Annotated in this window: 28 protein-coding genes; 11 read left to right on the forward strand and 17 right to left on the reverse strand. The window is 69.8% G+C overall.

The window, feature by feature from the left end:
* Window positions 1-36: 36 nt before the first annotated feature.
* Window positions 37-330 (reverse strand): succinate dehydrogenase assembly factor 2, encoded by a 294-nt coding sequence (locus ASD47_RS01920; protein ID WP_082564410.1) that lies wholly within the window; start codon window positions 328-330, stop codon window positions 37-39.
* An 81-nt stretch (window positions 331-411) separates the two neighbouring features.
* Between ASD47_RS01920 and ASD47_RS01925 the strand changes: the two genes are divergently transcribed.
* The 5 genes from ASD47_RS01925 to mazG all read left to right on the forward strand — a co-directional run bounded on the left by ASD47_RS01925 (window position 412) and on the right by mazG (window position 5989).
* Complete coding sequence (locus ASD47_RS01925; protein ID WP_056750770.1) at window positions 412-1872, forward strand: cobyric acid synthase; 1461 nt, start codon at window positions 412-414, stop codon at window positions 1870-1872.
* A gap of 104 nt (window positions 1873-1976) precedes the next feature.
* Window positions 1977-3170 (forward strand): Na+/H+ antiporter NhaA, encoded by a 1194-nt coding sequence (gene nhaA / locus ASD47_RS01930; protein ID WP_056750774.1) that lies wholly within the window; start codon window positions 1977-1979, stop codon window positions 3168-3170.
* A gap of 14 nt (window positions 3171-3184) precedes the next feature.
* The gene (locus ASD47_RS01935; RefSeq protein WP_056750776.1) at window positions 3185-3682 is read left to right on the forward strand and encodes a hypothetical protein; all 498 of its coding nucleotides are present in this window, start codon (window positions 3185-3187) and stop codon (window positions 3680-3682) included.
* A 95-nt stretch (window positions 3683-3777) separates the two neighbouring features.
* Window positions 3778-5190: an MFS transporter gene (locus ASD47_RS01940; RefSeq protein WP_056750779.1), complete on the forward strand. Its 1413-nt coding sequence runs from the start codon at window positions 3778-3780 to the stop codon at window positions 5188-5190.
* On the forward strand, window positions 5153-5989 hold the full coding sequence (gene mazG / locus ASD47_RS01945; RefSeq protein ID WP_082564430.1) for a nucleoside triphosphate pyrophosphohydrolase: 837 nt from the start codon (window positions 5153-5155) through the stop codon (window positions 5987-5989). The genes ASD47_RS01940 and mazG overlap by 38 nt, the downstream gene beginning before the upstream one ends.
* An 89-nt stretch (window positions 5990-6078) precedes the next feature.
* Here the strand turns inward: mazG and ASD47_RS01950 are convergent, their stop codons facing one another.
* The 9 genes from ASD47_RS01950 to dusB all read right to left on the reverse strand — a co-directional run bounded on the left by ASD47_RS01950 (window position 6079) and on the right by dusB (window position 16726).
* Window positions 6079-6627 carry a lysozyme gene (locus ASD47_RS01950; protein WP_056750784.1) on the reverse strand — a complete coding sequence of 183 codons (549 nt, stop codon included), beginning with the start codon at window positions 6625-6627 and terminating at the stop codon, window positions 6079-6081.
* Between the two features lie 64 nt (window positions 6628-6691).
* Window positions 6692-8047 (reverse strand): GTPase HflX, encoded by a 1356-nt coding sequence (hflX, locus tag ASD47_RS01955; protein ID WP_056750787.1) that lies wholly within the window; start codon window positions 8045-8047, stop codon window positions 6692-6694.
* Between the two features lie 48 nt (window positions 8048-8095).
* Window positions 8096-8344: an RNA chaperone Hfq gene (gene hfq, locus ASD47_RS01960; protein ID WP_012286640.1), complete on the reverse strand. Its 249-nt coding sequence runs from the start codon at window positions 8342-8344 to the stop codon at window positions 8096-8098.
* A gap of 136 nt (window positions 8345-8480) precedes the next feature.
* Window positions 8481-9344 carry a D-amino-acid transaminase gene (locus tag ASD47_RS01965; protein WP_056750790.1) on the reverse strand — a complete coding sequence of 288 codons (864 nt, stop codon included), beginning with the start codon at window positions 9342-9344 and terminating at the stop codon, window positions 8481-8483.
* Window positions 9345-9431: 87 nt separating this feature from the next.
* Window positions 9432-10820 (reverse strand): sigma-54 dependent transcriptional regulator, encoded by a 1389-nt coding sequence (locus tag ASD47_RS01970; protein ID WP_056750793.1) that lies wholly within the window; start codon window positions 10818-10820, stop codon window positions 9432-9434.
* The gene (locus ASD47_RS01975; RefSeq protein ID WP_056750796.1) at window positions 10817-13060 is read right to left on the reverse strand and encodes a PAS domain-containing sensor histidine kinase; all 2244 of its coding nucleotides are present in this window, start codon (window positions 13058-13060) and stop codon (window positions 10817-10819) included. The genes ASD47_RS01970 and ASD47_RS01975 overlap by 4 nt, the downstream gene beginning before the upstream one ends.
* Window positions 13061-13173: 113 nt before the next feature.
* Window positions 13174-14595, reverse strand: a complete 1422-nt coding sequence (locus ASD47_RS01980; protein ID WP_056750799.1) for a sigma 54-interacting transcriptional regulator — start codon at window positions 14593-14595, stop codon at window positions 13174-13176.
* Window positions 14592-15722: a nitrogen regulation protein NR(II) gene (locus tag ASD47_RS01985; protein ID WP_056750802.1), complete on the reverse strand. Its 1131-nt coding sequence runs from the start codon at window positions 15720-15722 to the stop codon at window positions 14592-14594. Before ASD47_RS01985 ends, ASD47_RS01980 begins: the two co-directional genes overlap by 4 nt.
* Window positions 15719-16726 carry a tRNA dihydrouridine synthase DusB gene (gene dusB, locus ASD47_RS01990; RefSeq protein WP_056750804.1) on the reverse strand — a complete coding sequence of 336 codons (1008 nt, stop codon included), beginning with the start codon at window positions 16724-16726 and terminating at the stop codon, window positions 15719-15721. The genes ASD47_RS01985 and dusB overlap by 4 nt, the downstream gene beginning before the upstream one ends.
* A gap of 98 nt (window positions 16727-16824) precedes the next feature.
* Here dusB and ASD47_RS01995 point away from each other — a divergent pair, with 98 nt between their 5' ends.
* Window positions 16825-17976, forward strand: a complete 1152-nt coding sequence (locus ASD47_RS01995) for a bifunctional 2-C-methyl-D-erythritol 4-phosphate cytidylyltransferase/2-C-methyl-D-erythritol 2,4-cyclodiphosphate synthase (RefSeq protein ID WP_056750807.1) — start codon at window positions 16825-16827, stop codon at window positions 17974-17976.
* 7 nt (window positions 17977-17983) lie between these two features.
* Here the strand turns inward: ASD47_RS01995 and ASD47_RS02000 are convergent, their stop codons facing one another.
* The gene (locus ASD47_RS02000) at window positions 17984-18328 is read right to left on the reverse strand and encodes a hypothetical protein (protein WP_056750811.1); all 345 of its coding nucleotides are present in this window, start codon (window positions 18326-18328) and stop codon (window positions 17984-17986) included.
* A 79-nt stretch (window positions 18329-18407) separates the two neighbouring features.
* Between ASD47_RS02000 and ASD47_RS02005 the strand changes: the two genes are divergently transcribed.
* Together ASD47_RS02005 and ASD47_RS02010 are read left to right on the forward strand one after the other, a co-directional pair.
* A complete protein-coding gene (locus ASD47_RS02005) occupies window positions 18408-18899 on the forward strand; it encodes a CinA family protein (RefSeq protein ID WP_056750814.1) in 492 nt (163 codons plus the stop codon).
* Window positions 18900-20015 (forward strand): FUSC family protein, encoded by a 1116-nt coding sequence (locus tag ASD47_RS02010; protein WP_056750817.1) that lies wholly within the window; start codon window positions 18900-18902, stop codon window positions 20013-20015.
* 131 nt (window positions 20016-20146) lie between these two features.
* Here the strand turns inward: ASD47_RS02010 and ASD47_RS02015 are convergent, their stop codons facing one another.
* Window positions 20147-20542, reverse strand: coding sequence for a DUF6165 family protein (locus tag ASD47_RS02015; RefSeq protein ID WP_056750820.1), 396 nt, complete (start codon window positions 20540-20542; stop codon window positions 20147-20149).
* Window positions 20543-20544: 2 nt separating this feature from the next.
* Window positions 20545-21531 carry a glycosyltransferase family 9 protein gene (locus ASD47_RS02020; protein WP_056750823.1) on the reverse strand — a complete coding sequence of 329 codons (987 nt, stop codon included), beginning with the start codon at window positions 21529-21531 and terminating at the stop codon, window positions 20545-20547.
* Window positions 21532-21628: 97 nt separating this feature from the next.
* On the opposite strand from ASD47_RS02020, the gene ASD47_RS02025 reads away from it, so the two are divergent.
* Genes ASD47_RS02025 through ASD47_RS02035 form a run of 3 tightly spaced genes read left to right on the forward strand, consistent with a single transcriptional unit; the run spans window position 21629 to window position 23518 of the window.
* On the forward strand, window positions 21629-22189 hold the full coding sequence (locus ASD47_RS02025) for a TetR/AcrR family transcriptional regulator (RefSeq protein WP_056750826.1): 561 nt from the start codon (window positions 21629-21631) through the stop codon (window positions 22187-22189).
* Between the two features lie 20 nt (window positions 22190-22209).
* Window positions 22210-22995, forward strand: a complete 786-nt coding sequence (locus tag ASD47_RS02030; RefSeq protein WP_056750829.1) for a 1-acyl-sn-glycerol-3-phosphate acyltransferase — start codon at window positions 22210-22212, stop codon at window positions 22993-22995.
* A 10-nt stretch (window positions 22996-23005) separates the two neighbouring features.
* Entirely contained in the window at window positions 23006-23518 is a 513-nt protein-coding gene (locus ASD47_RS02035; protein WP_056750832.1) for a CDP-alcohol phosphatidyltransferase family protein, read from the forward strand.
* Between the two features lie 16 nt (window positions 23519-23534).
* On the opposite strand, the gene ASD47_RS02040 is transcribed toward ASD47_RS02035, so the two are convergent.
* From ASD47_RS02040 to ASD47_RS02055, 4 genes are all read right to left on the reverse strand, one after another.
* Window positions 23535-23735, reverse strand: coding sequence for a hypothetical protein (locus ASD47_RS02040; protein ID WP_056750835.1), 201 nt, complete (start codon window positions 23733-23735; stop codon window positions 23535-23537).
* Entirely contained in the window at window positions 23735-24154 is a 420-nt protein-coding gene (locus tag ASD47_RS02045) for an iron-sulfur cluster assembly accessory protein (protein ID WP_056750838.1), read from the reverse strand. The genes ASD47_RS02040 and ASD47_RS02045 overlap by 1 nt, the downstream gene beginning before the upstream one ends.
* A 166-nt stretch (window positions 24155-24320) precedes the next feature.
* Entirely contained in the window at window positions 24321-24680 is a 360-nt protein-coding gene (locus ASD47_RS02050) for an SUF system Fe-S cluster assembly protein (protein WP_056750843.1), read from the reverse strand.
* A gap of 5 nt (window positions 24681-24685) precedes the next feature.
* Entirely contained in the window at window positions 24686-25900 is a 1215-nt protein-coding gene (locus ASD47_RS02055) for an aminotransferase class V-fold PLP-dependent enzyme (RefSeq protein ID WP_056750846.1), read from the reverse strand.
* Window positions 25901-25908 lie beyond the last annotated feature (8 nt).

The raw sequence follows: 25908 nt of genomic DNA on the forward strand, positions 1-25908 counted from the left end.
GATGCTGTTGCCTGAAAACGGTCCGGAACCGGGCCGCTACATCCCGTCGCCGATCGGCCGCGAGGCGTGCGCCTCGTAGCGGAAGGTCTTGATCAGGGTCAGGACGTCGGTGTCGAACTTGGCCGGGGTCGGCTCCTGGCCGACGATCCAGGCGTAGATCTCGCGATCGGACTCCTCCATCAGGGTTTCGAAGGTGTCGAGCTGCTCGGGAGTCAGGTTCGGCCCATGGGTGTCCGCGAACGGCCCCAGAATGAGGTCCGCTTCCCGAAATCCGCGATGCCAGGCCCGGAACTTCAGCCGCCGGAGGCGGGAGTCGTGATCGATGCTCATGTGACCGGGGATATAGAGCGCTCCAGGCCCCGACGCCAGCCGCCCATTGACCGCGATCCGCGCCCCCTGTAGGCGCGGCCCATGGCCTCGCTGATGATCCAGGGCTGCGGTTCGGACGTGGGCAAGTCGACCCTGGTCGCCGGCCTGTGCCGGCTGTTCACCAATCGCGGCCTGATCGTGCGGCCGTTCAAGCCGCAGAACATGTCCAACAACGCGGCCGTCACCGCCGACGGCGGCGAGATCGGCCGGGCCCAGGCCCTACAGGCCATCGCCTGCCGTACGCCGCCGACCGTCCACATGAACCCGGTGCTGCTGAAGCCGCAGAGCGACGTCGGGGCCCAGGTGGTGGTGCGGGGCAAGGTGGTCGGCGCCTACAAGGCCCGGGCGTTCCAGGGGCTGAAACCCGACCTGCTGGCCACCACGGTCGACAGCTATCGCCGGCTGGCCGCCGAGGCCGACCTGGTGCTGGTCGAGGGCGCGGGCAGCCCGGCCGAGACCAACCTGCGGGCCGGCGACATCGCCAACATGGGTTTCGCCCACGCCGCCGACGTGCCCGTGGCCCTGGTCGGCGACATCGACCGGGGCCACGTGATCGCCGCCCTGGCCGGGGCGCACCTGGTGCTGGACGCCGCCGACCGCGATCGCATCAAGGGCTTCATCATCAACAAGTTCCGCGGCGATCCTTCGCTGTTCGACGACGGCCGGCGCGAGATCGTCGCCCGGACCGGCTGGCCGGACCTGGGCATGGCGCCGTGGCTGGCCCCGGCCCGCGCCCTGCCCGCCGAGGACGCCGTGGTGCTGGAACGTCCCGTCCGGGCCGACGGCGACCGGCGCGTGCGGATCGTGGTCCCCATGCTGTCGCGGATCGCCAATTTCGACGAGTTCGACCCGCTGCGGGCCGATCCCGATATCGATTTCGCCTTCCTGCCGCCCGGAACGCCCGTGCCTGGCGACGCCGACCTGGTGATCCTGCCGGGGACCAAGGCCACGCTGGCGGACCTGGCCTTCCTGCGCGCCCAGGGCTGGGACATCGACATCCTGGCCCACGCGCGACGGGGCGGCCGGGTGCTTGGCGTCTGCGGCGGTTACCAGATGCTGGGGCGCACGGTGAGCGACCCCGACGGGATCGAGGGGCCGCCGGGCTCGGCGGCGGGCCTCGGCCTGCTGGACGTCGAGACCGTGCTGCGGGGCGATAAGGTGTTGCGCGCGGCGTCAGGCCGTCTGCTGGCCGGCGACGCGCCCTTCTCGGGCTATGAGATGCATGTGGGCCGTACGACCGGTCCCGGAACGGTGACCCCGATGCTGGCCTTCGACGGCGGCGCGGTCGACGGCGCGGTCTCGGACAATGGTCGGGTGGCCGGAGCCTATGTCCACGGCCTGTTCGAGCGCGGCGAGGCGCGCGCGGCCCTGCTGGCTCCGCTGGGCCTGACGACCACGCCGCGCGATCATGCCGCCACGGTCGACGCGGCCCTGGACGAGATCGCCGCGATGCTGGGACGGGCGCTGGACATCGAGGCCGTCGCGCGGATCGCGGGGCTCTAGGCGCCGTACGTTCTTCCAGGCTGGCCCAAGTCTTCGCTTCGCATCTTCGCTTCGCGTGGCGTGACAAGCTAGGGTGGCGCCTACGAATCCGCGAGGACCGCCGCATGACGATCGCCCGCTCCCGCCCGCTCTCCGCCGTGCGCGCCTTCCTGCGCAGCGAATCCGCCGGTGGGCTGCTGCTGATGGGCTCGGCGGCCCTGGCGCTGGTGGTCGCCAACTCGCCGCTGGCCGACGGTTATTTCCACGCCCTGCACGTCTATATCGGCGGTCTCAGCGTGGGCCACTGGGTCAATGACGGGTTGATGGCGGTGTTCTTCCTGCTGGTCGGGCTGGAGATCAAGCGCGAGACGGTCGATGGCGAGCTGTCCACCTGGTCGCGGCGTGTGCTGCCGGGCGTGGCCGCCCTGGGGGGAATGGTCGCGCCCGCGCTGATCTATGTGGCCGTCAATCTCCACACGCCCGCCAACCTGCGCGGCTGGGCGATCCCGGCCGCCACCGACATCGCCTTCGCCTTGGGGGTGCTGTCGCTGCTGGGCTCGCGCGTGCCAGGCTCGCTGAAGATCTTCCTGGCCGCCCTGGCGATCATCGACGACCTGGGCGCCATCCTGATCATCGCGATCTTCTACACCGACCACCTGACCCTCTGGGCCCTGGGCGGCGCGGCCGCGACCCTGGTCGTCCTGGTGGCGATGAACCGGCTGAAGGTCATGAAGCTGTGGCCCTATCTGATTGTCGGGGCTGGACTTTGGTTCTTCTTCCTCAGGTCCGGCGTGCACGCCACCCTGGCGGGGGTGATCCTGGCCATGACCATCCCGATCACCAAGTCGCCCTCCCACCTGGACGACGCCCATTCGCCGCTGCACCGGCTGGAGCATGGCCTCAATCCCTGGGTGGCCTATCTGGTCGTGCCGGTGTTCGGCTTCGCCAACGCCGGCGTCGCCCTGGGCCAGGTGGGACTGGCCGAGCTGACGGCGCCGGCCACCCTGGGCGCGGCCCTGGGGCTGTTCCTGGGCAAGCCGATCGGGGTGGGGCTGTTCTGCCTGGCGGCCATCAAGCTGGGCTGGGCCCAGCGCCCCAGCGGGGCCTCGTGGACCCAGCTGTTCGGCGTTTCGGCGCTGTGCGGCATCGGCTTCACCATGAGCCTGTTCATCAACAACCTGGCCTTCAAGGCTCCCGTCCTGCAGGACGAGACCAAGATCGGCGTGCTGGCCGGCTCGCTGCTGTCGGCCCTGCTCGGTTGGGCGATCTTCAACCTGGCGTCGCGGCGGCGCGATCCCCACATTTCAAGCCAAGCCTGAACCGGGAGTCCATCATGCGTCTCGCCCTCGTCTCCGCCATCCTCCTGCTGGGCGCGACCCAGCCCGCCCTCGCCGCTCCCGCGGTCTCCGAGGTCAAGGTCTCGATCGGCCCGAAGCTGGCCGAGAAGGTCAAGGACATCGGCCAGCGGGATTTCGACATCCTGGCCAGCCAACTGCAGCGCGCGGTCGAGCGCCGGCTGCCGCCGCGGCCGGGCGGCGGAACCCTGGAGCTGGTGATCGAGGACGCCAAGCCCAATCACCCGACGCCGCAGCAGATGGGCAAGACGCCGGGCCTGTCCTACCAGAGCTTCGGCGTGGGCGGCGCGCAGATCAGCGGCCGCTACGTCGACGCCGCCGGCCAGAGCACGCCGATCGCCTACGGCTGGTGGGAATCCGACATCCGCTGGGCGCGCTACGGCTCCACCTGGCACGACGCCGAGGACGCCTTCGACCGCTTCGCCGACCGGCTGGCCAAGGACCAGTTCAGCGACGGCTCCAAGCCGCGGCGCTGAAACGTGGGTTTCGGAGACTCCTTGTCAGCGGCCCCGACACGGCGTCTGATCGCGATTCATGAAGGCGGGGCCAACCCGCTCTCGACGAGGAACGCATGACCGGACGGCGCTCATCCTGGACCCTTGCGGCCTTCGCCGCGCCCTGCCTGCCGCTGGCGGGCCTGGGCCTGCCGCTGGTGGTCTACCTGCCGGAATACTATGTCAGCGACCTGGGGCTTTCCCTGTCGGTGGTGGGCGCGGCCTTCCTGCTGGTGCGGCTGGCCGACATCATCCTGGACCCGATCCTGGGCGGGGTCATGGACCGCACCCGGACCCGGCTCGGCCGGTTCCGGCCCTGGCTGGCCGCCGCCGCCCCGGTGCTGATGATCGCCGCCTACGCCCTGTTCATGGCCAAGCCCGGCGTCGGGCCCGTCTATCTCTGGGCCTGGCTGGTCGTCTGCTACGTCGGCTATTCGATGGCGGTGCTGTCGCAGACGGCCTGGGGCGCGGTGCTGTCGCCGGACTACCAGCAGCGGTCGCGGATCTACGGCTGGTGGCAGGCCGGCAACGTGGTCGGCATGATCCTGGTGCTGCTGCTGCCGCCGATCCTGTCGATGGTCTTCAAGGGCGACCACGCCGCCGGCGTCCAGGCCATGGGCTGGTTCATCATTCTCCTGCTGCCCCTGACCTTCCTACTGGCCATCGGCGTGGTCGGCGAGACCAACGTGCCCGCGGTCAGGCACGAAGCCGGTCTCAAGCAGTATCTGGGCCTGCTCAAGCGGCCGTCGGTGCAGAAGCTGCTGATCGCCGATCTGCTGATGGGCCTGGCGCCGGGCATCGCCGGGGCGCTGTTCTTCTTTTTCTTCGAGCGCATCAAGGGCTTCGACAAGGGAGCGGCGGGCCTCCTGCTGCTGGTCTATTTCGTCGCCGCCCTGCTGGGCTCGCCCATCTGGCCGGCCCTGGCCCGCAAGGTCGGCAAGCATCGGGCCCTGGCCATCGCCTCGGTGGTCTATGCGGTCGTACAGGTCGCCTCGGTCTTCACGCCCGCCAACCAGGGCGGCTTCGGCTTCAATGCGGCGACCGTCATCGGCATGGCCATACTGGTGCTGGCCGGCCTGCCCTATTCGGCCGCGCCGCTGCTGGTGCGCTCGATGATGGCCGACATCGGCGACGAGGAGCGGCTGGCCAGTGGCGTCGACCGCACGGGCCTGCTGTACGCCATCGTCAACGGCACGGTGAAGCTGGGCTACGCCCTGGCGATCGGCGTGTTCCTGCTGCTGTCCTGGTTGGGCTTCGACCCCAAGGTCCCCAGCGCCCAGGGCGACACCGCCCTGATCGCCATGTACGCCGTGGCCCCCGCGGTGCTGGGCCTGCTGGTGTACGCGGTCATCCTGCGCTATCCGCTGGACGCGACCGCCCATGCCGAGATCCGCCGTCAGCTCGACGAGCGGGACGCGGCCGAGCTCCCTCCCAGCCCGCCCCCGGAACCGCATGTCGCTCCCCTCGCCGTCCCAAAGCCCGCTGAATGATCCTCGCCAGAAGGACCAGCACCCGCTCTTCACCCTGATCGACATCATGGCCAGGCTGCGGGATCCCGACGGCGGCTGCCCGTGGGACCTGGAGCAGACCTTCGCCACCGTCGCGCCCTATACCGTCGAGGAGGCCTACGAGGTCGCCGACGCCATCGAGCGGAACGACGTGGCCGACCTGAAGGAAGAGCTGGGCGACCTGCTGCTGCAGGTGGTGTTCCATTCGCGGATGGCCGAGGAACAGGGCGCGTTCGATCTGGCCGGCGTGGCCCGGGCGATCAACGACAAGATGGTGCGCCGCCATCCGCACGTGTTCGGCGACCACGCCTACGAGAACCAGGACGCCCAGACCGCCGGCTGGGAGGCGCTGAAGGCCCAGGAGCGCCAAGCCAAGAAGAAGGGCGGCGTTCTCGACGACGTGCCCGCCGGCCTTCCGGCCATGACCCGCGCGGTCAAGCTGACCAAGCGCGCCGCCCGGGTGGGCTTCGACTGGCCCTCCACCGATGAGGTGCTGGACAAGCTGGCCGAGGAGGTCGCCGAACTGAAGGTCGAGATCGCCGCCGGCGACAAGGCCAAGGCCCGCGAGGAACTGGGCGACCTGCTGTTCGTGGTCGCCAATCTGGCCCGCAAGCTGGACGTCGAGCCCGAGGACGCCCTGCGCGCCACCAACGCCAAGTTCGCCCGTCGCTTCGCCTTCATCGAGGCCGAACTGGCCAAGGACGGGCGGACCCCGGACCAGTCAGACCTGGCCGAGATGGACGGTCTGTGGAACGCGGCCAAGGCGGCGGAACGGAAATAGCTCCGGCCGGGGACATGCCCTTGCGGCGTGTCCCCAAGCGGGTCTCGAACGTGGGGACACGCCGCAAGGGCATGTCCCCGGTCCCGACTCTAAAACGCCGGCCAGTCGGTCAGGTCGTCAATCTCGCGCCAGGCCCGGACGCAGGCGTTGACCGGGTCCTTGCCCAGAAAGATCGCCGCCTCGGCCCAGCGGCGGCGCAGTAGGCCGACCAGCGGCTTGCCGTTCTGGTTGATCCAGCGGCGCATCTCGTCGGGCACGGCCGTCTTCTCGCCGGCGTTCAGCTTGCGCAGCATCGTCGAGGTGCGCAGCGCTCCCTCGCCGAGGTTATAGGTCCACGAGATCAGGGCGGCGGCCTCGTAGACCAGGAGCGGGGTCCGCACCCGGATGTGGACGTCCTGGGCGGCGCGCTTCATGTCGCGCAGCAGCAGCTTGACGGCCTGGACCTCGGTGATGGCCGGGGTCGAGGGTGTGACCGGCTTGCCGGCCGCGTCGCGGATCGTGCCGTAGCCGATGGTCCAGGTGCCGCCCGGCAGCGCGCCGTTGTCGTCGTAGGGGTGGGCGAAGAAGCCTTCCACCCGCTTGACGACGATGGTGGCGGCGGCCGGCACGGTAGCGCCGTCCCAGAGATCGTTGGCCATGCTCGCGCTCCGAATGCAGGTTCGGAGTGTTCACCCGCAGGGCGAGCGCGGCAAGCCGGAACGATCAGTCGCCGGTCGCCATCACCCAGACATCGGGAAACTGCCGCTCGAACCGGCCCAGGGCCTGGGCGTCAAGGCGGGCCACCAGGCGCACGCCGCCCTCGGCCTCGTCCTCGCGGCTCTCGACCCGGCCGTTGCGGTAGATCCAGGCCAGGGCCTCGCCGTCCGAGGCCGCCAGGCGCACGGCGACCGGGGGCGTGTCGTCGATCAGGCCGCCGACCCGCTTGAGCAGCTCGGCGCAGCCCTCGCCAGTGACGGCGGAAACCGCCGAGGCGCCCAGGCGGCGCGCCTGGCCTTCCAGGATCTCGCGGGCCTCGCCGTCGACCAGGTCGATCTTGTTCCAGACCTCGATCAGGGTCTTGCCGCCCTCGGCCTCGCCATCGTCGCCCAGCACCTTCAGCTCGGCCAGCACCTTCTGGACGTCGCGGGCCTGGGAATCGGTGTCGGGATTGGCCACGTCGCGCACGTGCAGCACCACGTCGGCCTCCTGCACTTCCTCCAGGGTGGCGCGGAAGGCCTCGACCAGCTCGTGCGGCAGGTCGGAGATGAAGCCGACGGTGTCGGACAGGATCGCCGGCCGGCCGTCGGGCAGCTTCACGGTGCGCAGGGTGGGATCCAGCGTGGCGAACAGCATGTCCTGGGCCACGACCGTGGCGTTGGTCAGGCGGTTGAACAGGGTCGACTTGCCGGCGTTGGTGTAGCCCACCAGGGCCACGGTCGGGTACGGGACCTTCTTGCGGGCGCTGCGGTGCAGGGTACGGGTGCGCCGCACCTCTTCCAGCTCGCGCTTGAGTTTGCCGATCGTGCCGGCGATCAGGCGGCGGTCCAGCTCGATCTGGGTCTCGCCAGGACCGCCGGTGTTGCCGGTGCCGCCGCGCTGGCGCTCCAGGTGGGTCCAGGTGCGGACCAGGCGCGAGCGCTCGTAGTCCAGCCGCGCCAGCTCGACCTGCAGCTTGCCCTCGCGGGTGCGGGCCCGGCGGGCGAAGATCTCCAGGATCAGGCCCGTGCGGTCGACGACCTTTACGTTCAGGGCCTTTTCCAGGTTGCGCTGCTGGACCGGGGTCAGCTGGTCGTCGAACACCGCGACGTCGATCTTCTCGACCTCGCAGAGCGCGGCGAACTCCTCGATCTTGCCCTTGCCGAACAGGGTGGCGGGCGTGACGAGGCGCAGGGGCGCGATCGTGGTCTCGACGACCTCGAGGTCGAGGGCGATCGCCAGGCCGACAGCCTCCTCGAGCCGCGCCTTGGGATCACGCGCCTCGAGGGCCGACTGGCCGCGCGTCGGGCGCACGGGATGGATCACGAACGCCCGGAAGATCGGCGCCGCGTGGTCGATGGATTTCGAAGTGGATTTGGTCAAACGGCCCTAAATCAAACATTTGGAGCGTGGCGAACCACGCTCCGGGGATCAATCGTCTTGATCAGCGCTCGGCTCGTACAGCTGGACGGGCTGGGCCGGCATGATCGTCGAAATGGCGTGCTTGTAGACCAGCTGGGACTGGCCGTCGCGGCGAAGCAGGACGCAGAAATTGTCGAACCAGCTGACAACGCCCTGCAGCTTCACGCCGTTCACCAGGAAGATGGTCAGCGGCGTCTTCGACTTGCGCACGCTGTTCAGGAAGGTGTCCTGAAGGTTTTGTTTTTTCTCGGTCGACATGGGGATTCCCCTCTCATTGTTTCGGAGGGCCACACGCCCCCCACACAAACAAGTTCAGACTAAAGCATTTTTCGCCGGTTGGTATGACCAATCGGCAAAGAAACTGCGCCAATCCTTCGAAAGCTGGTCTTGCAACCTAGATCGCGGCGGCCTTGGCGCGCTCGATATAGAGACGCCGAAGCCGCGTCGCCACGGGTCCGGGCTGGCCATCGCCGATTTGGGCGCCGTCGACTCTGACGATCGGCAGCACCAGCGTGCCGGCGCCGGTGATGAAGGCCTCCCTGGCGGCCTTGGCCTCCTCGACGGTGAACGGCTGCTCGGCCACGGGAAGCCCCGCCTCGGCGATCACGTCCAGCAGGCTGGAGCGCGTGATCCCGCGCAGGATGTTGGCCTGCGTGTCGCGGGTGCGCAGGCGGCCCTCGGCGTCGACGATCCAGGCGTTGGACGAGGCGCCTTCGGTGACCAGGCCCATCTCGTCGACGAACCAGGCCTCGACCGCGCCGTGCTCGCGGGCGACCTGCTTGGCCAGGGCGTTGGGCAGCAGGCCGATCGACTTGATGTCGCAGCGGCCCCAGCGGGTCTCCGGCACGGTGACCACCGACTGGCCCTTGGCGGCCTTGGCCTCGGCCGCCGCGCGGTCGACGCGCTTGGCGGTGATCACCACGGCCGGCGGCACGGCGGGGTTGGGAAAGGCGTGGTCGCGCGGGGCGACGCCGCGGGTCACCTGCAGATAGACCATGCCCTCGACCACCTTGTTGCGGCGGATGGCTTCGCGCAGCACTACGGTCAGGGCTTTCTCGCTCATCGGATGGGCGATCTTCAGCGCGTCCAGGCTGCGCCACAGCCGCGCGAAGTGGCCCGCCGCGTCGGCCAGCTTGCCGCCGAACACCGCCCACACCTCGTAGACGCCGTCGGCCAGCTGATAGCCCCGGTCCTCGATATGCACGGCGGCCTCGCCGTGGCGGACAAAGCGGCCGTTGACGTAGGCGAAACGCGACATGTCTTGAATTCCCTTCCGGGCGCTCATCCGAGCGCCAACACACTCAAACCGTTCGTTCCGGCGAGCGCCGGGATGAGCGGAGTTCCGTTACTCTTCCTCTTCGACCCGGGCGCCGGCGACACCGAGAGATTTCAATTTCCGGTGGAGGGCCGAGCGCTCCATGCCGATGAAGTTGGCCGTGCGCGAGATGTTGCCGCCGAACCGCAGGATCTGGGCGTTGAGGTACTCGCGCTCGAACAGCTCGCGAGCCTCGCGCAGCGGCAGGGCGATGATCCGCTCGGCCCCGATCGCCCCCGCATTGCCGCCGGACGGCTGTTCGTTGGCGTTCAGCATCTCGGCGGTGATCAGGTCGCCCGGCTCGCCCGAGGCCAGGATCAGCATCCGCTCGACGTTGTTGCGCAGCTGGCGGACGTTGCCGGGCCACGCCTGCACCTGCAGCGTCGCCAGGGCGTCCTCGCCCAGCCGACGCCGCTGCAGGCCGGTGGCCTCGCAAATCCGGTCTACGAAGTAGCTGATCAGTTCAGGGATGTCCTCGCGGCGTTCGGACAGGCCCGGCACGCGGACCGGCACCACGTTCAGGCGATGGAACAGGTCCTCGCGGAACCGGCCGGCGGCGATCTCCTCGCGCAGCTCGCGCGATGTCGACGAGATCACCCGCACGTCGACCTGGACGTCGTTGTCGCCGCCCACCCGGCGGAAGCGCTGCTCGACCAGGACCCGCAGGATGCGGCTCTGGGTCTCGCGCGGCATGTCGGCCACTTCGTCCAGATAGAGCGTGCCGCCGTGGGCGCGTTCGAACACGCCGATCTTGCGCGGACGACCGCCCTCGCCTTCCTCGCCGAACAGCTCGACGTCCAGCCGCTCGGGCGCCATCCCCGCGGCGCTGACGGCCACGAACTCGTTGCGCGAGCGGCTGCTGGAACCGTGGATCAGCCGGGCCACCAGTTCCTTGCCCGAGCCGGGCGGACCGGAGACCAGCACCCGGCTGTTGGCCGGGGCGACCTTGGCGATCAGCTGTCGCAGGGCCTGGGCCGCCGCCGACTTGCCCATCAGGCCGTCGGAGCTGAAGCTCTGCACCCGCAGGCGGCGGTTCTCGCGCTTGAGGTTGGCCGCTTCCAGGGCCCGCTCGACCACCAACAGCAGGCGATCGGACTTGAACGGCTTTTCCAGGAACTCGTAGGCCCCGCGCTTGATGGCGCTGACGGCGGTCTCGATGTTGCCGTGGCCCGAGATCATGATCACCGGCAGGTCGGGATCCAGGGCCTTGACCATGTCGAGCAGCTCCAGCCCGTCCATGCCCCCGCCCTGCATCCAGATGTCCAGCACCAGCAGCGCGGGCTTGCGGGCCCGCAAGGCCGCCAGCGCCTGGTCGGAATCGGCCGCCACCCGCACCGCGTAGCCTTCATCCTCCAGGATGCCGGCCACCAGTTCGCGGATGTCGACCTCGTCGTCGACCACAAGCACGTCAGCGCTCATATCATCTCCTCTACGCCGTTCTGGGCGTTGGCGGCGGCGAGCCGCGCGGTCGTGGGGAACTTCAGGATGACCCGGGCGCCGGTTCCGTTCAGCGCGTCGGTCAGGACCAGTTCGCCTTCGTGGTCCTCCATGATCCGCTTGACGATCGCCAGCCCAAGGCCGGTGCCCTTCTCGCGGGTCGTGACATAGGGTTCGGTCAGCCGGTCGCGGTCCTTGGCGGGCAGGCCCACGCCATTGTCCTCGACCACCAGGCACAGGTGTTCGTCGTCCGAGACCAGGCTGGCGGCGATACGGCCCGGTGGCTCCGGCGAGACGTGGCGACGCGCGCTGACCGCCTCGCCGGCGTTCTTGAGGATGTTGGTCAAGGCCTGGCCCACCATCCGGGCGTCGCAGCTGACCCAGACGTCGTCGCCGGGCTCCTCGAGCGTCACCTCGGTTTCCGCGTCGACGAAGCGCTGGGCGAACACCGCCTGGCGCAGCATCTCGGTCAGGTCGGCGGGGGCGAAGCGCGGGGCCGGCATCCGGGCGAAGGCCGAGAACTCGTCGACCATCCGGCCGATGTCGCCGACCTGGCGGATGATGGTCTCGGTGCAGCGGTCGAAGGTGTCCAGATCGCCGGTGATGTCCTTGCGATACTTGCGGCGAATCCGTTCGGCCGACAGCTGGATCGGGGTCAGCGGGTTCTTGATCTCGTGAGCGATGCGCCGGGCCACGTCCTTCCAGGCGGCGTTGCGCTGGGCGGCCATCAGGCGGGTGATGTCGTCGAAGGTCAGCACCAGGGTCTCCGCCGCCTGGCCGGCGCCGCGGAACCGCAACCGCCGGGTTTCCCCGCCGCGCATCACGTCGATCTCGACCTCGGCGTTGGGACGGCCGCCGCTGATCTCCTGGATCACGGTCTCCAGTTCGGGCGCGACCTCGACCAGCGGCTGGCCCACGGCGCTCTCGTCCAGGGCCAGCAGGTCGCCGGCCCGGCGGTTAAGAGCGGTGATCCGCCCCGCGGCGTCCAGGCCCACCACGCCGGCGCTGACGCCCGACAGCACGGTTTCGATGAACTGGCGGCGCGACTCGGCGTCGAGGCTGGCCACCCGCAGGGCGGCCTGCTGGGCCTGCAGGTCGGTGGTCATCATGTTGAACGCCACCGACAGCGCGCGGATCTCCTCGGGACCGGCCTCGACATCGACCCGGGCGTCCAGGTCGCCGGCCGACACCCGGCCCGCCGCCTGCACCAGGCCGGAGACGGGGGCGGCGATCGAATTGGCGGCGGCGATGCCCACCCAGACGGCCGCGACCAGCACCAGCAGCGCGGTCTCGATGTAGCTGAGGCCGAAGATCACCTGGATCCGGTCCTGGTTCTTGGCCGCCTCGCGATACGAGATCAGCGATTCCTCGGATTCGATCAGGTGGGCCAGGATGCCCTTGTCGATCGGCCGGGCCACGTAGAGATAGGCGTCGGGGAAGGCCTTGAGGCGGTAGAGCGCCCGGAACAGGTCTTCCTCGACGAAGCGCTGGGTAGGGATCTCGCCGGTGTCGGTCCATTTGAAGCTGGATGGCGGCGGCGCCAGGAATGGCGGGGCCCTGTCGGACTCGGCGCGCGCCAGAATGCGACCGTCGCGGTCCAGCACATAGGCGGCCGAGAAGCCGTTGTCGTCGGCCAGGCCCCTGAGAAAGTGCCCGAAAGCCACCGGGGAGTCGGCCAAGGTCGGGGCCGCCTGGTTCAGGGTGCTGGCCATCGGCCCGACGTGCTGGCTGATGTAATCCGTCTGCTCGCTGACATAGGAACGGGCCACGGTCGCCGAGTTCTCGACCACGGTGCGCACGCGCTCGCTGAACCAGGCATCGACGCCGCGGTTGACCAGCACGCCGAAGAACAGGGCCACGATCACGGCGGGCGCCACGGCGGCCACCGAGAACAGGCCCACGAACCGCAGGTGCAGGCGCGCGCCGGCGTCGCTGGCCCGGGCGTCCACCAGATCCAGCAGCCGCCAGCCGACGATGCCCGCAATGCAGAGAATCAGGGCCAGGTTGAAGCCGAGAACCACGAGGATGACCGTGGTGGCCGGACCGATCGGTCCGGTGGCGGGCGGCGACGAGGCCAGGAACACCGCCGTGGCCGTCAGGGCGATGGCCAGGCCGTAGGCGCCCCCCAGCGTGAAACGCGACCGCAGCAGCTCGCGCCACCAGGCCCGGCTGAAGCGGGTCGGCGGTCCTTCAAGCTCCAGGACGGATGGAACGGACGCCATTGACCAAGTTTAAGGGGGGCTGTGCCCTAAACTCAACAGGTATGTGCCAATTAAGCGTCAGCAGACGTGGATCGCCCCGCGGATGACCACCCGTTTGGGGTTCTGGACCGCGGTCAGCGCCGGCCGCGGGTCATCTCCACGCCCAGGTCCTGGATCTTCTTGCGCAGGGTGTTGCGGTTGAGTCCCAGGATCTCAGCCGCCCGCACCTGGTTGCCGCGGGTGGCCGACAGGGTCAGCTGGATCAGCGGCCGCTCGACCTCCTGCAGCACCCGGTCGTAGAGACCGGCGGCCGGCACGCCGTCGGGCTGGTCGGCGAAGTGCGACGACAGGTGGCGCTCGACCAGGCTGGCCAGGGTGACCGGTCCTTCGTCGGCGTGGGCGGCGGGGGTGTGGTCCTGCAGCTCGCGATCGACGATCCGGGCGGTGATCAGCTCCTCGGCATAGAGGGCGCACATCCGCCGGATCAGGTTCTCCAGCTCGCGCACATTGCCCGGCCAGGCGTGGGTCTTCATCCGGTCCAGGGCGCTGGAATCGATGGTCTTGGCCGGCAGGCCTTCGCGGTTGGCGCGCAGCAGGAAGGTGCGGGCCAGATCCGGGATGTCCTCGGTGCGGTCGCGCAGCGGCGGCAGGCGCACCGGCGCGACATTGAGGCGGAAGAACAGGTCCTCGCGGAACAGCCCCTGCTGGATCAGGCCGCGCAGGTCGCGGTTGGTGGCGGCGATGATCCTCACGTTCGGCCGGCGGCCGGTCTTGGGATTGAGCACCGGCTCGGTGCCGTCGATCACCCGCAGCAGGCGCGTCTGGGCGTCCAGCGGCATGTCGCCGATCTCGTCCAGGAACAGCGTGCCGCCGTCGGCCTCGATCAGGCGGCCCATGTCGCCCTCCCCGCGCCCGAACAGCTCGGTCTCGACGCGTTCGCGCGGCACGGCGGCCAGGTTGATGACCACGAACTTGCCGTCGCGGCGGCGGCCCAGCTCGTGCAGGGCGCGGGCCACCAGCTCCTTGCCGGTGCCGCTTTCGCCGAGGATGAGCACCGTCAGGTCGGCGCCGACCAGGCGGGCGATCGTGCGATAGACCTCCTGCATCGGGGCCGAGCGGCCGATCAGCGGCAGGCGCTCATCGCGCATGGCCCGGGCCTGGGCCTTGGACGCCTCGGCGTCGGCCGGCCGCGACAGGGCCCGTCGCGCGGCGGCGGTGACGTCGTCCAGGTCGAACGGCTTGGAGACGTACTCGAACGCCCCGGCGTCGGCGGCGTTGACCGCCGTCAGCAGGGTGTTCTGGGCGCTCATCACGATGATCGGCAGCTTGGGCCGTTCCTTGCGGATGCGCGGCAGCACGTCGAAGACGTTCTCGTCGGGCATCATCACGTCGGTGACGATCAGGTCACCCTCGCCGTCCGTCACCCATTTCAGCAGGGTCGTGGCGTTGCCGGTCGCCCGGACCTGGTACCCCAGCCGGGTGAAGGCCTGGCTGAGCACCAGACGCACCGAGCTGTCGTCGTCGGCGATCAGGATCTTCTTGCTGGCGGCGTTCATGCGTGGGCGTCTCCAGTGGAGGGGGCAAGCTTTCCGGTGGCCATCGGCAGCAGCACGCGGAAGACCGTGCGGCCAGGTTCGGAGTCGAAGTCGATCAGGCCGCCGTGGCTGGTCACCAGCTTGGTGACCAGGGCAAGGCCGAGGCCCGTGCCGTTGGCCTTGGTGGTGACGAACGGCTGGAACAGGTGGTCGCGCAGGCTGGGCGGCACGCCCGGGCCGTTGTCCTGCACGCGGATCTCGATCGGCGCGCCCGCCGTGGCCTTGCCGTCGGCGCCGCGCACCCGCACGCCCGGACGCCAGGCGGTGTGGATCGACAGGATGCCCTGGCCGTCGCCGCGCATGTGGGCGGCCTCGGCGGCGTTCTTGACCAGGTTCAGGAACACCTGGATCAGGTGGTCCTCGTCGCCCCAGACGTCCGGCAGCGAAGGGTCGTAGTGCTCCTGCAGCGCCAGGCCGTCGGCCACGCCGTTGACCACCAGGGCCCGGACCCGGTCCAGCACCTGGTGGATGTTGACCGCCTCGCGCGGGCCGGGGACCTCGTCGGAAAAGGCCTCCATGCGGTCGACCAGCCGGCGGATGCGATCGGTCTCGTCGACGATCAGTTGGGCCAGGGGCTGATCGGCGGCGCTGGCGCCGGTCTTCAGCAGTTGGGCCGCGCCGCGGATCCCGGCCAGCGGGTTCTTGATCTCGTGGGCCAGCATGCGGCCCAGGCCCACCACCGAGCGCAGGCCCGCGGCGTCCGAGGCCCGCTCGACGCCCAGCACGCCCTTGACGTGCAGGGTCATCAGCACCGAGCCGTCGCCCAGGGGCGCGGCGGCGCCGTCGGCCTCGAACGGCGGCTGGCCGAACAGGTTGACCTCGACCCCGTGCTCGCGGACCAGGGCCCCTTCGAACAGGGCGCGGTCCATCATCGAGACCAGCACCGAGCCCGGCGGCAGGGCGGCGCGGAACCGGCCGCGGGCCAGCAGCGACAGGCCCTGGCCGAACAGGGCCTCGGCCGCCTCGTTGACCGCCACCAGCGCGCCGTCGCGGTCGACCACCAGGGCCGGCTCGGGGCTGAGATCGAAGGCCGCGATCTTGAGGCTGTCGGCGACCTGGGCCGAGGGGGCGCGGGCGTGATCGCTCATGCGGCCAGCCTCCGGTCGGCCAGCCACAGGGCGGCCAGGCCATCCTCGATCGCGGCGGGATCCTCCAGCCGGCACAGGGCGGCGCGGGCGGCGCGCCGCGCCTCCTCGCTGTCGGGCCAGGGCGCGGCGTCGATGTAGGAGGCCAGGTGCTTGCGGAACATCTTCAGGCCCAGCGCCTGGCCGTAGAAGTCCAGGCTGCGGCGGAAATGGGTGACGGCGATGGCCAGGCGCTCCTCGGCGTCCGGCTCGCGGAAGCCTTCGCCCCGCAGCGCCGCCTCGATCGCCTGGGCGATCCAGGGACGGCCATAGACGCCGCGCCCGATCATCACCCCGTCGGCGCCGGACTGGTCCAAGGCCGCCCGGGCGGTGTCGCCATCGATGATGTCGCCGTTGACCAGCACCGGCACGCCGACCGCGGCCTTGACCGCCGCCACGGCTTCCCAGTCGGCCTGGCCCTTGTAGAACTGGCAGCGGGTGCGGCCGTGGACGGTGATGGCCTGGGCGCCGGCGTCGACGGCGCGGCGGGCGATGTCGGCGGCGTTGCGGCTGTCATCGTCCCAGCCCAGGCGCATCTTGACGGTGACGGGCACGTCCACCGCCTGGACGGCGGCGGCGACCAGGGCCTCGGCCAGGTCGGGTTCGCGCATCAGGGCCGAGCCCGAGGCGACGCCGCCGGTGACCATCTTGGAAGGGCAGCCGAAGTTCAGGTCGATGATCTGGGCCCCGGCCTCGGCGGCCATCCGCGCGCCCTGTCCCATGAAGGTCGGATCGCGACCGACCAGCTGGACGACCATCAGAGGCAGGCCCTCGCCCACCGCGGCGCGGCGCACCACGTCGGGGCGGCCGCGGGCGAACTCGGCGCAAGCCACCATTTCCGTCGCCACATAGGCGGCGCCCAGTCGGCTGGCCGTTTCCCGGAAGGGCAGGTCCGAAACGCCCGTCATCGGCGCGATCCATACGCGCCCAGGCACCTCGACCTTGCCAACTGTGAGACCGTTGCTCATTTTCTACGCATCCCCATCGCACTCTTTTTAGGCATATTGTGCGGCGCCGTAAAGCCTCCTTCTCTGGACAACTCAATTTGGCCCGCTAAACAGCCCCCATGACCTTCTCCGCCGTGATCGTCGCCGCCGGCTCCGGCGCCCGGGCCGGGCCCGGCCAGGCCAAGCAATGGCGTACGCTGGCAGGGAAAGCCGTGCTGCGCTGGTCGGCGGAAGCCTTGCTGGCGGGCGGCGCGCAAAAGCTCGTGATCGTGGCGGATTCGCAGGCCCGGCCGCTGCTGGATGCGGCCTTGGAGGGCCTCTCCGGCTGGACGACAACGCCGGGCGGCGCGACTCGCGCTCTGTCCGTCCAGGCCGGCCTGACCGCCCTCGCCGACCGTCCGCCCGACGAGCCGGTGCTGGTCCACGACGCCGCCCGCCCCTTTCTCGGCGCCGCAACAATTCACGCGGTGATCAAGGCCCTCGACGACGCCGACGGCGCGATTCCAGCCTTGCCCGTGGCCGATACGCTGAAAAGCGGGGCGCTGGATTCCAGCGTCGTCACAAAATCGCGAAACGACCTGTGGCGGGCGCAGACCCCCCAGGCGTTCCGCCGCGACCGCCTGCTGGCCGCCTACGCTGCGTGGGAAGGTTCGGACGAGCCGACCGACGACGGCCAGGTGGTCGAGCGCCATGGCGGCCGTGTCGTGGTCACGCCCGGCGACCCGATGCTAATGAAACTGACCTATCCGGAGGACTTCGCCATGGCCGAAACCTTAGCGGGCCGCGCGCGGATCGTCCGCATGGGCCAGGGCTTCGACGCTCACCGCTGGGGCCCTGGGGACTCCGTGTGGCTGTGCGGCGTCGAGATCGCCCACACCGAGACCCTGATCGGCCATTCCGACGCCGACGCCGGCCTGCACGCCCTGACCGACGCCATTCTCGGCGCGATCGGCGAAGGCGACATCGGCGACCACTTCCCGCCCACCGACCCGCAGTGGAAGGGCGCGTCCTCCGATCGGTTCCTGGCCCACGCGGTCGACCTGGTGCGCCGGCGCGGCGGGACCCTGGTCAATGTCGACGTGACCCTGATCTGCGAGCGCCCGAAGATCAAACCGCACCGCGCGGCCATGCGCGAGCGCCTGGCGGAGATCCTGGACCTGCCGCTCGACCGGGTCAGCGTCAAGGCGACCACCACCGAGGGCATGGGCTTCACGGGCCGCGGCGAGGGCCTGGCCGCCCAGGCGATCGCCGTGGTCGAGACGCCGATCTGATGGGCGGCTAGGCTTTCACGATCCGGCAGGCGATCTCGGAGCCCTTGGCGGTTATCCTGGCCTTGCCCAGGAGTGGGATCTTGTAGCGCTTCACGGTCCCACCGGACGCGACGACGATCCGTCCAGGGTCGTTCAGCAGGCAGGAAATCCCCGCCGCGGAGGTGATGCAGGAACTCGCGCCGCGCTGCTTGTCGAGCCGCAGGTCGCCTGACCGGTAGCTTGACGACAACACGGACGCCTTCACCCCATCGGAGACTTCGTGGCAGGCCAACCCGACCGGTGCGGATCCGGCGACGGCGGGGGATCCGAGGGCGAGAACGACCACGGCGCCAGCCGCGAAACGGATCTTCATGTAACCTGCTCCAGAGACTCGGTTGCATGAGAAGGCCATGCGCCCGGCACGCCGTATAGTTGCATTTCGCGAGGCCCCCATGTTCCCGCTCGAAATCCAGACCCTGGCCCGCCTGCTGATCGACGAGGCGCGGGAGCGGTCCCTGCGGCTGGTCACCGCCGAAAGCTGCACCGGCGGCCTGGTGGCGGGGGCGATCTGCAACATCTCGGGCGCCTCGGACGTCTTCGAGCGCGGCTTCGTCACCTACACCAATCGCGCCAAGTCCGAGATGCTCGGCGTGCCGGGCGACCTGATCGCCGACCACGGGGCGGTGTCGGAGGTGGTGGCGCGCTGGATGGCCGAAGGGGCGCTGGAGGCCAGCAATGGGCACGTCGCCGTGGCGATCACCGGCGTCGCGGGCCCCGGCGGCGGCTCGCCGCTGAAGCCGGTCGGCACGGTGCATTTCGCCGTCGCCCGCGCCAACCGCTCGGTCGTCCATCGCCACGAGCTGTTCGACGGTGAAACCCGCGAAGGCGTGCAACTGGCGGCGGTGCGCACCGCGCTGGAGATGCTGCGCGAGGCGGTGGCCTAGGTGCCGGAGGCCGCGCCCAGCGACTGGCGGCGCTTCGTCGGGCTGGAGCTCTCCCGAAGCGCCCTGGCCCAGGCGGCCGCCCGCAAGACCGAGCTGCGCCACGCGGTCCGGGTGTCGGCGGCGGTCGTGGCGGCCTACGCCCTGGCCACCCTGCTGCGCCTGCCCCAAGGCTACTGGGCGGTGTTCACCGCCGTGATCATCGTCCAGTCCAGCCTCGGCGCCACCATCACCGCCTCGATCGAGCGGCTGATGGGCACGGCCGTCGGCGCCGTCGTCGGAGCCGGCGCGGCGATGCTGCACGCCCGCTGGCCCGAGGCCGGCGGACCGATCCTGGCCGTCACCGCCGCCCTGCTGGCCTTCCTGGCCGCCGTCCGCCCGGCCTTCAAAGTGGCGCCGGTCACCGCCGTGATCATGCTGATCGGCACGACCACCCACATGGACCCGCTGGTCGCCGCCTTCCTGCGGGTGGCCGAGATCACGGTCGGCAGCGTGGTCGGCATCGCCGCCACCCTGCTGATCTTCCCGGCCCGAGCCCACGCCACGGTGGTCGACAGCACCGAAACGGTGGCCGGCCGACTGGCCGAGCTGCTGGAGCACTACGCCCTGAAGCTGAAGGGCGGCGCGACTGACCTGGAGGCTCGCGACCACTACGATGACACGCTCAAGGCGCTGTCCAAGCTGCAGACCGCCATGACCGAGGCCGAACGCGAGAGCGCCAGCCGGCTGAGCGACCATTCGGTCACCGACGCCCTGCCCCGCACGCTGTGGAGGCTGCGCAACGACTGCGTGATGATCGGCCGGGCGCTGCGCGAGGCCTTCCCCTCGCCCGGCCTGGCCCTGCCTTCGGCGGCGATGCTGAACGCCAGCGCGACCTTCCTGCGGGCCTGCGCGGCTCTGCTGTCGGGCGGTCCGCGCCCGGACCGCCTGGCCTTCGCCGAGGCCCACCAGGCCTTCCAGGCGGCGGTGGAGACCCTGCGGGCGGGCGGCGGCACGCGGGCCCTGGCCTTCGACGACGCGGCCCGGGTGTTCGGCCTGGTGTTCGCGATCGAGAACCTGTTCGGCAATCTCGGCGACTTCGAGGAACGGGTCGAGGAGACGGTCGGCAAGCGGGGGTGAGCGGTGAGCGCCATGCGCCCTTCGAGGCTCGCCTGCGGCTCGCACCTCAGGATGAGGAATTCACAGCCAAAACGCTCCTCATCCTGAGGCGCCCCGCGCAGCGAGCCTCGAAGGACGCAAGGGAGCTCTCCCTACCCCGCCAGGTACGGCTTGTAGCTTTTTTCCTCGACGATGTCCGAGCCCGCCAGCAGGTTGATCTGGCGCTTCACGGCGGCGCGGCGGTCGTTGTCGATATAGACCCGGCGGGCCAGCTCGACGAACTTCGGCCCGAAATCCTGGCGCCGCTCGCAGTCGCGCTTGCCGTCCTCGATGTCCCAGAGGGCGGCGTTGATCTCGGTCAACTGGGCGATCAGGTCTTCCAGCTCCGGCGAATGCTGGAGTTCGCGCGCTGCGGTCTCCTCCAGCAGGGCCAGCTCGGCCTTGACGTTGGCCTCCTTGGCCGGATCGCCGATCCTCAGGGCCTTGACCCGCAGGATGGTGATCTTGTCGATCAGCTCGCCGGCCGAGACGGGCGCCAGGATGGGCATTTTCAGGAAACTCCGGCGATCAGGCGTTGCAGGGCCGCGTCCACCACGTCCAATGGCAGGGCGGCCATTTCGTGTCCGTAGTCCTCCGCGACCAGCAGCTCAAGGCGTTCGGCGGCGGGGCGGAACTTGACGGCCTTGCGGCGGTCCTTCTGCAGCGACAGCAAGGGCGCGCCGCCGGCCGCCAGCATGTGGCCGGGGCCAGCGTCGTTGGCGACCGCGGCGGTCAGGCGGCCGGCCAGGGCGATGGCCAGCAGCGGCCCCTTCACGCCGGTGAAGCCGTCGGTGCGGTCCGCCTCCGGGAACAGGGCCTCAGGGACCACGTCGCGCGCCGCCCGGGCGTCGACCGCCTCGTCGGGGCCGAAGAAGAACACCGCCTTGCGGCCGGAGGCCTCGATGCGCCGGGCCAGGTCCAGGTAGCGCTCCAGCGGCCAGCGCTTGTCCTGCCCGCCGGCCCCGGGCGCCAGGCCGACATAGACCGGGCCGCCATAGTGGGCGGTGGGCAGCAGCGCGCGGGCGGCGTTGGCGGCGTCGGGGTCGGTCAGGGTCAGCGGACGCGGCGCGCCAGCCCCGTCGGTGGCCAGGGCCAGCAGCCGCGCCAGGCGCTCGGCCACGGCGACTGGCCAGTCGGGCTTGCGAGCCTGGGCCGCGGCTGAGACGAAACGCCCCTTGGCGGCTCGGCGGGCGACCAGGCTGCGGCGGGCGTTCTCCTGGGTGTCGATCACCAGGTCGAAGGTCCGTCCGCCGAACGGCCTGACCCACGGCAGAACGTCCAGGGGTGCGTCGCCGGTCGGGCCCTCGGTCAGGATCTCGTCGATATAGCCGGCGACCACGGCCTTCAGCGGCCCGGCGTAGACTGTCTGCCCCTTGGCCGCGCACCAGGTGATCCGCGCCTGCGGAAAGGCGGCGCGCAGGCCCGCAATGAAGGGCAGCTTGATCAGGCCGTCGCCGATCACCTCGCCCATGGAATAGATCAGGATCGACTGGACCATGGCCCGGCTTAGGCCGCGGTCCGCGCCAGGGTCAACGCCGGAATGCCCGATGTGAGTAATCACTTGCACCGAGCCAGGCCCATGCTAGAGTTCCGCCATGAACGCCAAGCCCAGGATCGAACGCGCCGCCCTGCAGGTCTTCGTCGACCGCGGCGTCGACGCGGCCACCACCAAGCTGATCGCCGCCAAGGCCGGGGTGTCGGAGGGCGCGATCTATCGCCACTGGAAGAGCAAGGACGAACTGGCCCTGGGCCTGTTCATGGCCACCCACCGCCGACTGTCGGACCTGATCACGGTCAACGCCGACATGGCCAAGGGCGTCCAGGCCAAGGCCGCCGCCGTGGTCCGCGCCTATTGCACCGTGGCCGACGAGGACTGGCTGCTGTTTTCCTTCCACCTGCTGCAGTTGCACCACTTCCTGCCCTACTACCAGGAGGACGGCCGTGACCCGGTGACCATGGTCGAGGGCCTGGTCAAGCGGGCGATGATGGAGGCCGAGCTGCCGCCGGGCGACCCGCGCGTCATCGCCGCCATGGCCATTGGCGTGATCACCCAGATCGCCCAGAACAAGGCCTATGGCCGGCTGGGCGACGACGCCCTCTCCGCCCACGCTCCCCTGATGACCGCGGCCGTCCAGGCCGTGCTTTCCGCCCGTTAATCCCTCAAGGACACCGAACCATGCGCAGCGCGCTGTTCAACGCCTACTACTGGGTTCTGTCGATTTTCTACGGCCTGTCGGCCGCCCTCTCCGCCCTGCTCCCGGGCCGCCGGCCGATCGCCTTCGCCCTGCGGCTCTACAGCCAGCGGATGATCTGGGCGCTGCGGGTGTTCGCCGGGGTGAAGATCGAGCTGAAGGGCCAGGAGAACCTACCGCAGGGCGCCTTCATCATCGCCGCCAAGCACCACAGCTGGGGCGACGGCTTCGTGATGTTCGCCAATGTCGACAATCTCAGCTTCGTGACCGGCGACCACCTGGAGAAGTTCCCGCTGGTCGGCCAGATCCTGCGCAAGTTCGGGGCCATCGTCGTCGACAGCTGCGGCGGTCCGGAAGCCCGCAAGGCCCTCTCGGCCAGCGCGGCCCAGGTGGCCGCCGAAGGCCGCCGCATCCTGATCTATCCGGAGGGCCACCTGGCCGCGCCGGGCGAGCGGTTCCGCTACCGCACCGGCGTCTACCACATGAGCCGGGACTTCGGCCTGCCAGTGGTGCCGGTGGCGACCAACCTGGGCTGCTTCTGGAAGCAGACGGACAAGAAGAAAACCGCCGGCACCGCCACGGTCGAATTCCTGCCGCCCCTGCCCCAGGGCCTGTCGAAGGCGCAGTTCATGGCCCAGATGGAAGAGGTCATCGAGACTCGCACCAACCAGCTGATCGCCCAGGCGCGCAACGAACCGGTCAAGCCGTCGGTGCTGGTGGAGTGGAACGGCCGCAAGAACGTGGCGGCCGGCGCGCCGCAGACCGCCTGAACCGCCTGACGTGGTCGCCAATCTCGTCACCCTTGTGCGTATCCTGCTGCTGCCGGTGCTGGCGGCGGCGATCCTGGCGGGACACGGCTGGACGGCCCTGGCGCTGTTTCTCACGGCGGGGGCCACCGACGTCCTGGATGGTCAACTGGCGCGGCGGCTCGGCCAGGCCTCGGCCCTCGGCGCCATGCTGGACCTGCTGGCCGACCGGCTGCTGACCTTGACGAGCCTGGGCGCCCTGATCGCGACCGGCGCGTTCGCCGGAGCCTGGATTATCGCGCCCCTGGTCCTGATCGCCCGCAACTTCGCCGTGGCGGGCCTGCAGCAGGCGCTTCCGGGAGGCGACTTCGAGCTGGCCGCGATCGAATATCCGAAGATCGCCTTGAACTTCCTGGGCGTGTCGCTGCTTCTGGCGCCGGTTGGCGCGACAAGCGCCGGCCTGTGGGCGATCGCGACCAGCGCCGTCCTGTCGTTAGCCAGCGTGGCGATCTATGCGCGTCGGGCCCTGCCCGCCTTCCGCGGCTGACGCAGCCGGCGGCGGTTCAAAGCTCGACCGGGCACTCCGCCGGCACAGGCACGAACGTCCCATCCTCCCGGCGCTGGTCGAAATGCTTCGTGGCGCAGCCGGTCGAGCACAGGATGCCCTGGTCCGACCAATACAGCGGAGCATGGTCCTCGTGGCGGAAGGCCGGCGCGCCCCAGGCCAGGCCGCATTCCACGCAGGACGGGGTCTTGGTCAGCATCAGTCCAGAGCCTCGGGCGCCGGCTGGATGGTGACGCTCTCGCCGCAGCCGCAGGCGTCGGTTTCGTTGGGGTTGTTGAACACGAACTTCGACGACAGCTTGGTGGTCTCGTAGTCGATCGTGGTGCCGATCAGGAACAGCACCGCCTTGGGGTCGATCAGGATCGTCACGCCCTGGTCCTCGACCACCTCGTCGATCGGGCCCTTCTCGGCGGCGTATTCGAAGATGTACTCCGAGCCCGCGCAGCCGCCGTTCTTCACGCCCACCCGCAGGCCGGCATAGGGCTTGCCCGGCTCTTCGACCGACTTCCGGTCCATGATCTCCTTGACCCGCGCGGCGGCGGCCGGGGTCAGGGTGACGACCTTGGGACGGGGGCGACGGACGCGGGGGGTGATCGTGGGGGAGATCGTAGCTTCCATATCGCGATCCTACTCCAATCCGCTCATCCCGGCGAACGCCGGGACCCAGATCCCAAAGCGCTGACGCTGATTGGATGGGCTCAGAGCTCTTGGCGTCAGCCTCAAAGCCATTCCATCTGGGTCCCGGCATTCGCCGGGGTGAGCGGTATTAAATCGGCGAACCAGTCTAGAACATGTTCAGTTGCAGCTTGGCCTCGTCGCTCATCCGCGAGGGATCCCACGGCGGCTCGAACACCAGGTCGACGTGGCACGACTTGATGCCTTCCAGCTCCATCACCGCGTCGCGGACCCAGCCCGGCATTTCCCCGGCCACCGGGCAGCCGGGCGCGGTCAGAGTCATGTCGATGGCCACGTCCTTCTCGTCGCTGACGTCGACCTTGTAGATCAAGCCCAGCTCATAGATGTCGACCGGGATTTCCGGATCGAACACCGTCTTCAGCTTCTCGATCAGCTGATCGGTCAGCTTGTCGAGCTCGGCTTGAGGGATCGCGGACGGGGTTGCCACGGATGCGGGTTGCTCGGTCATGTCGCTCAACTGAAGAAACTGCGGGCCTTGGCCAGCGCGCTCACGAACGCGTCGGCCTCGTCCAGGGTGTTATATAGGGCGAAGGAAGCGCGGGCGCTCGACGTGACGCCAAATCGCTTCATCAGCGGCTCGGCGCAGTGGGTGCCGGCGCGGACGGCCACGCCGTAGCGGTCCAGCACCTGGGCCACGTCGTGGGCGTGGGCGCCCTCGACCACGAAGCTCAGCACCGCGCCCTTGCCCGGGGCCGTGCCCAGGATCCGCACGCCGTTGACGCCATCCAGCTGGTCGACGACCCGCTGATAGAGAGCGTGCTCGTGGGCCAGGGCCGCGTCGCGGTCGATGCCGTTCAGCCATTCGATCGCCGCGCCCAGGCCGACCGCCTCGAGGATCGCCGGGGTGCCGGCCTCGAACCGGTGCGGCGGATCGGCGTAGGTGATCCTGTCCATCGACACCGAACCGATCATTTCCCCGCCGCCCTGGTACGGCGGCAAGGCGGCCAGGCGCTCGGCCTTGCCGTACAGCACGCCGATGCCGGTGGGGCCGTACAGCTTGTGGCCGCTGAACACGTAGAAATCGACGTCCAGGGCCTTCACGTCGACCTTGCTGTGGACGATGGCCTGGCAACCGTCGAGCAGGACCAGGGCGCCGGCCGCGTGGGCCAGGCGGACGATCTCGGCGGCGTCGTTGATGGTGCCCAGCACGTTCGACATGTGGCTGAGCGCCACCATCCGGGTGCGCTCACTGAGCAGACCCTTGTAGGCCTCCATGTCCAGCCGGCCGTCGTCGGTGACGGGCGTGAACTTCAGCACCACGCCGTAGCGCTCGCGCAGGAAGTGCCAGGGCACGATGTTGGCGTGGTGCTCCATCTCGGAGATCACGATCTCGTCGCCGGCCTTCAGGCTCCGTCCGAAGGTGTCGGCGACCAGGTTGACCGCCTCGGTGGCGCTCTTGGTCCAGACGATTTCCGATGGCTGGGCGTTGATGAACTTCGCGACGGTTTCGCGCGCGTTTTCATAGGCCTGCGTCGTTTCGTTGGCCAGGGTGTGCAGGCCGCGGTGAACGTTGGCGTAGCTGGTGCGGGCCAGGCCGGTCATCGCCTCCAGCACCGCTTCCGGCTTCTGGGCGCTGGCGGCGCTGTCCAGATAGACCAGCGGCTTGCCGTGCACCTGGCGGGCCAGGATCGGGAACTGGGCGCGGATGAGGTCTACATCGAACGCCATCAGTTCTT

Source organism: Caulobacter sp. Root1472, assembly GCF_001426985.1.
In the GTDB taxonomy this organism is placed as follows: domain Bacteria; phylum Pseudomonadota; class Alphaproteobacteria; order Caulobacterales; family Caulobacteraceae; genus Caulobacter; species Caulobacter rhizosphaerae.

Coding starts and splice junctions, on each gene's coding strand:
- ASD47_RS01920 (WP_082564410.1), bottom strand. CDS start 330: ATGAGCATCGATCACGACTCCCGCCTCCGGCGGCTGAAGTTCCGGGCC.
- ASD47_RS01925 (WP_056750770.1), top strand. CDS start 412: ATGGCCTCGCTGATGATCCAGGGCTGCGGTTCGGACGTGGGCAAGTCG.
- nhaA (WP_056750774.1), top strand. CDS start 1,977: ATGACGATCGCCCGCTCCCGCCCGCTCTCCGCCGTGCGCGCCTTCCTG.
- ASD47_RS01935 (WP_056750776.1), top strand. CDS start 3,185: ATGCGTCTCGCCCTCGTCTCCGCCATCCTCCTGCTGGGCGCGACCCAG.
- ASD47_RS01940 (WP_056750779.1), top strand. CDS start 3,778: ATGACCGGACGGCGCTCATCCTGGACCCTTGCGGCCTTCGCCGCGCCC.
- mazG (WP_082564430.1), top strand. CDS start 5,153: ATGTCGCTCCCCTCGCCGTCCCAAAGCCCGCTGAATGATCCTCGCCAG.
- ASD47_RS01950 (WP_056750784.1), bottom strand. CDS start 6,627: ATGGCCAACGATCTCTGGGACGGCGCTACCGTGCCGGCCGCCGCCACC.
- hfq (WP_012286640.1), bottom strand. CDS start 8,344: ATGTCGACCGAGAAAAAACAAAACCTTCAGGACACCTTCCTGAACAGC.
- ASD47_RS01965 (WP_056750790.1), bottom strand. CDS start 9,344: ATGTCGCGTTTCGCCTACGTCAACGGCCGCTTTGTCCGCCACGGCGAG.
- ASD47_RS01970 (WP_056750793.1), bottom strand. CDS start 10,820: ATGAGCGCTGACGTGCTTGTGGTCGACGACGAGGTCGACATCCGCGAA.
- ASD47_RS01975 (WP_056750796.1), bottom strand. CDS start 13,060: ATGGCGTCCGTTCCATCCGTCCTGGAGCTTGAAGGACCGCCGACCCGC.
- ASD47_RS01980 (WP_056750799.1), bottom strand. CDS start 14,595: ATGAACGCCGCCAGCAAGAAGATCCTGATCGCCGACGACGACAGCTCG.
- ASD47_RS01985 (WP_056750802.1), bottom strand. CDS start 15,722: ATGAGCGATCACGCCCGCGCCCCCTCGGCCCAGGTCGCCGACAGCCTC.
- dusB (WP_056750804.1), bottom strand. CDS start 16,726: ATGAGCAACGGTCTCACAGTTGGCAAGGTCGAGGTGCCTGGGCGCGTA.
- ASD47_RS01995 (WP_056750807.1), top strand. CDS start 16,825: ATGACCTTCTCCGCCGTGATCGTCGCCGCCGGCTCCGGCGCCCGGGCC.
- ASD47_RS02000 (WP_056750811.1), bottom strand. CDS start 18,328: ATGAAGATCCGTTTCGCGGCTGGCGCCGTGGTCGTTCTCGCCCTCGGA.
- ASD47_RS02005 (WP_056750814.1), top strand. CDS start 18,408: ATGTTCCCGCTCGAAATCCAGACCCTGGCCCGCCTGCTGATCGACGAG.
- ASD47_RS02015 (WP_056750820.1), bottom strand. CDS start 20,542: ATGCCCATCCTGGCGCCCGTCTCGGCCGGCGAGCTGATCGACAAGATC.
- ASD47_RS02020 (WP_056750823.1), bottom strand. CDS start 21,531: ATGGTCCAGTCGATCCTGATCTATTCCATGGGCGAGGTGATCGGCGAC.
- ASD47_RS02025 (WP_056750826.1), top strand. CDS start 21,629: ATGAACGCCAAGCCCAGGATCGAACGCGCCGCCCTGCAGGTCTTCGTC.
- ASD47_RS02030 (WP_056750829.1), top strand. CDS start 22,210: ATGCGCAGCGCGCTGTTCAACGCCTACTACTGGGTTCTGTCGATTTTC.
- ASD47_RS02040 (WP_056750835.1), bottom strand. CDS start 23,735: ATGCTGACCAAGACCCCGTCCTGCGTGGAATGCGGCCTGGCCTGGGGC.
- ASD47_RS02045 (WP_056750838.1), bottom strand. CDS start 24,154: ATGGAAGCTACGATCTCCCCCACGATCACCCCCCGCGTCCGTCGCCCC.
- ASD47_RS02050 (WP_056750843.1), bottom strand. CDS start 24,680: ATGACCGAGCAACCCGCATCCGTGGCAACCCCGTCCGCGATCCCTCAA.
- ASD47_RS02055 (WP_056750846.1), bottom strand. CDS start 25,900: ATGGCGTTCGATGTAGACCTCATCCGCGCCCAGTTCCCGATCCTGGCC.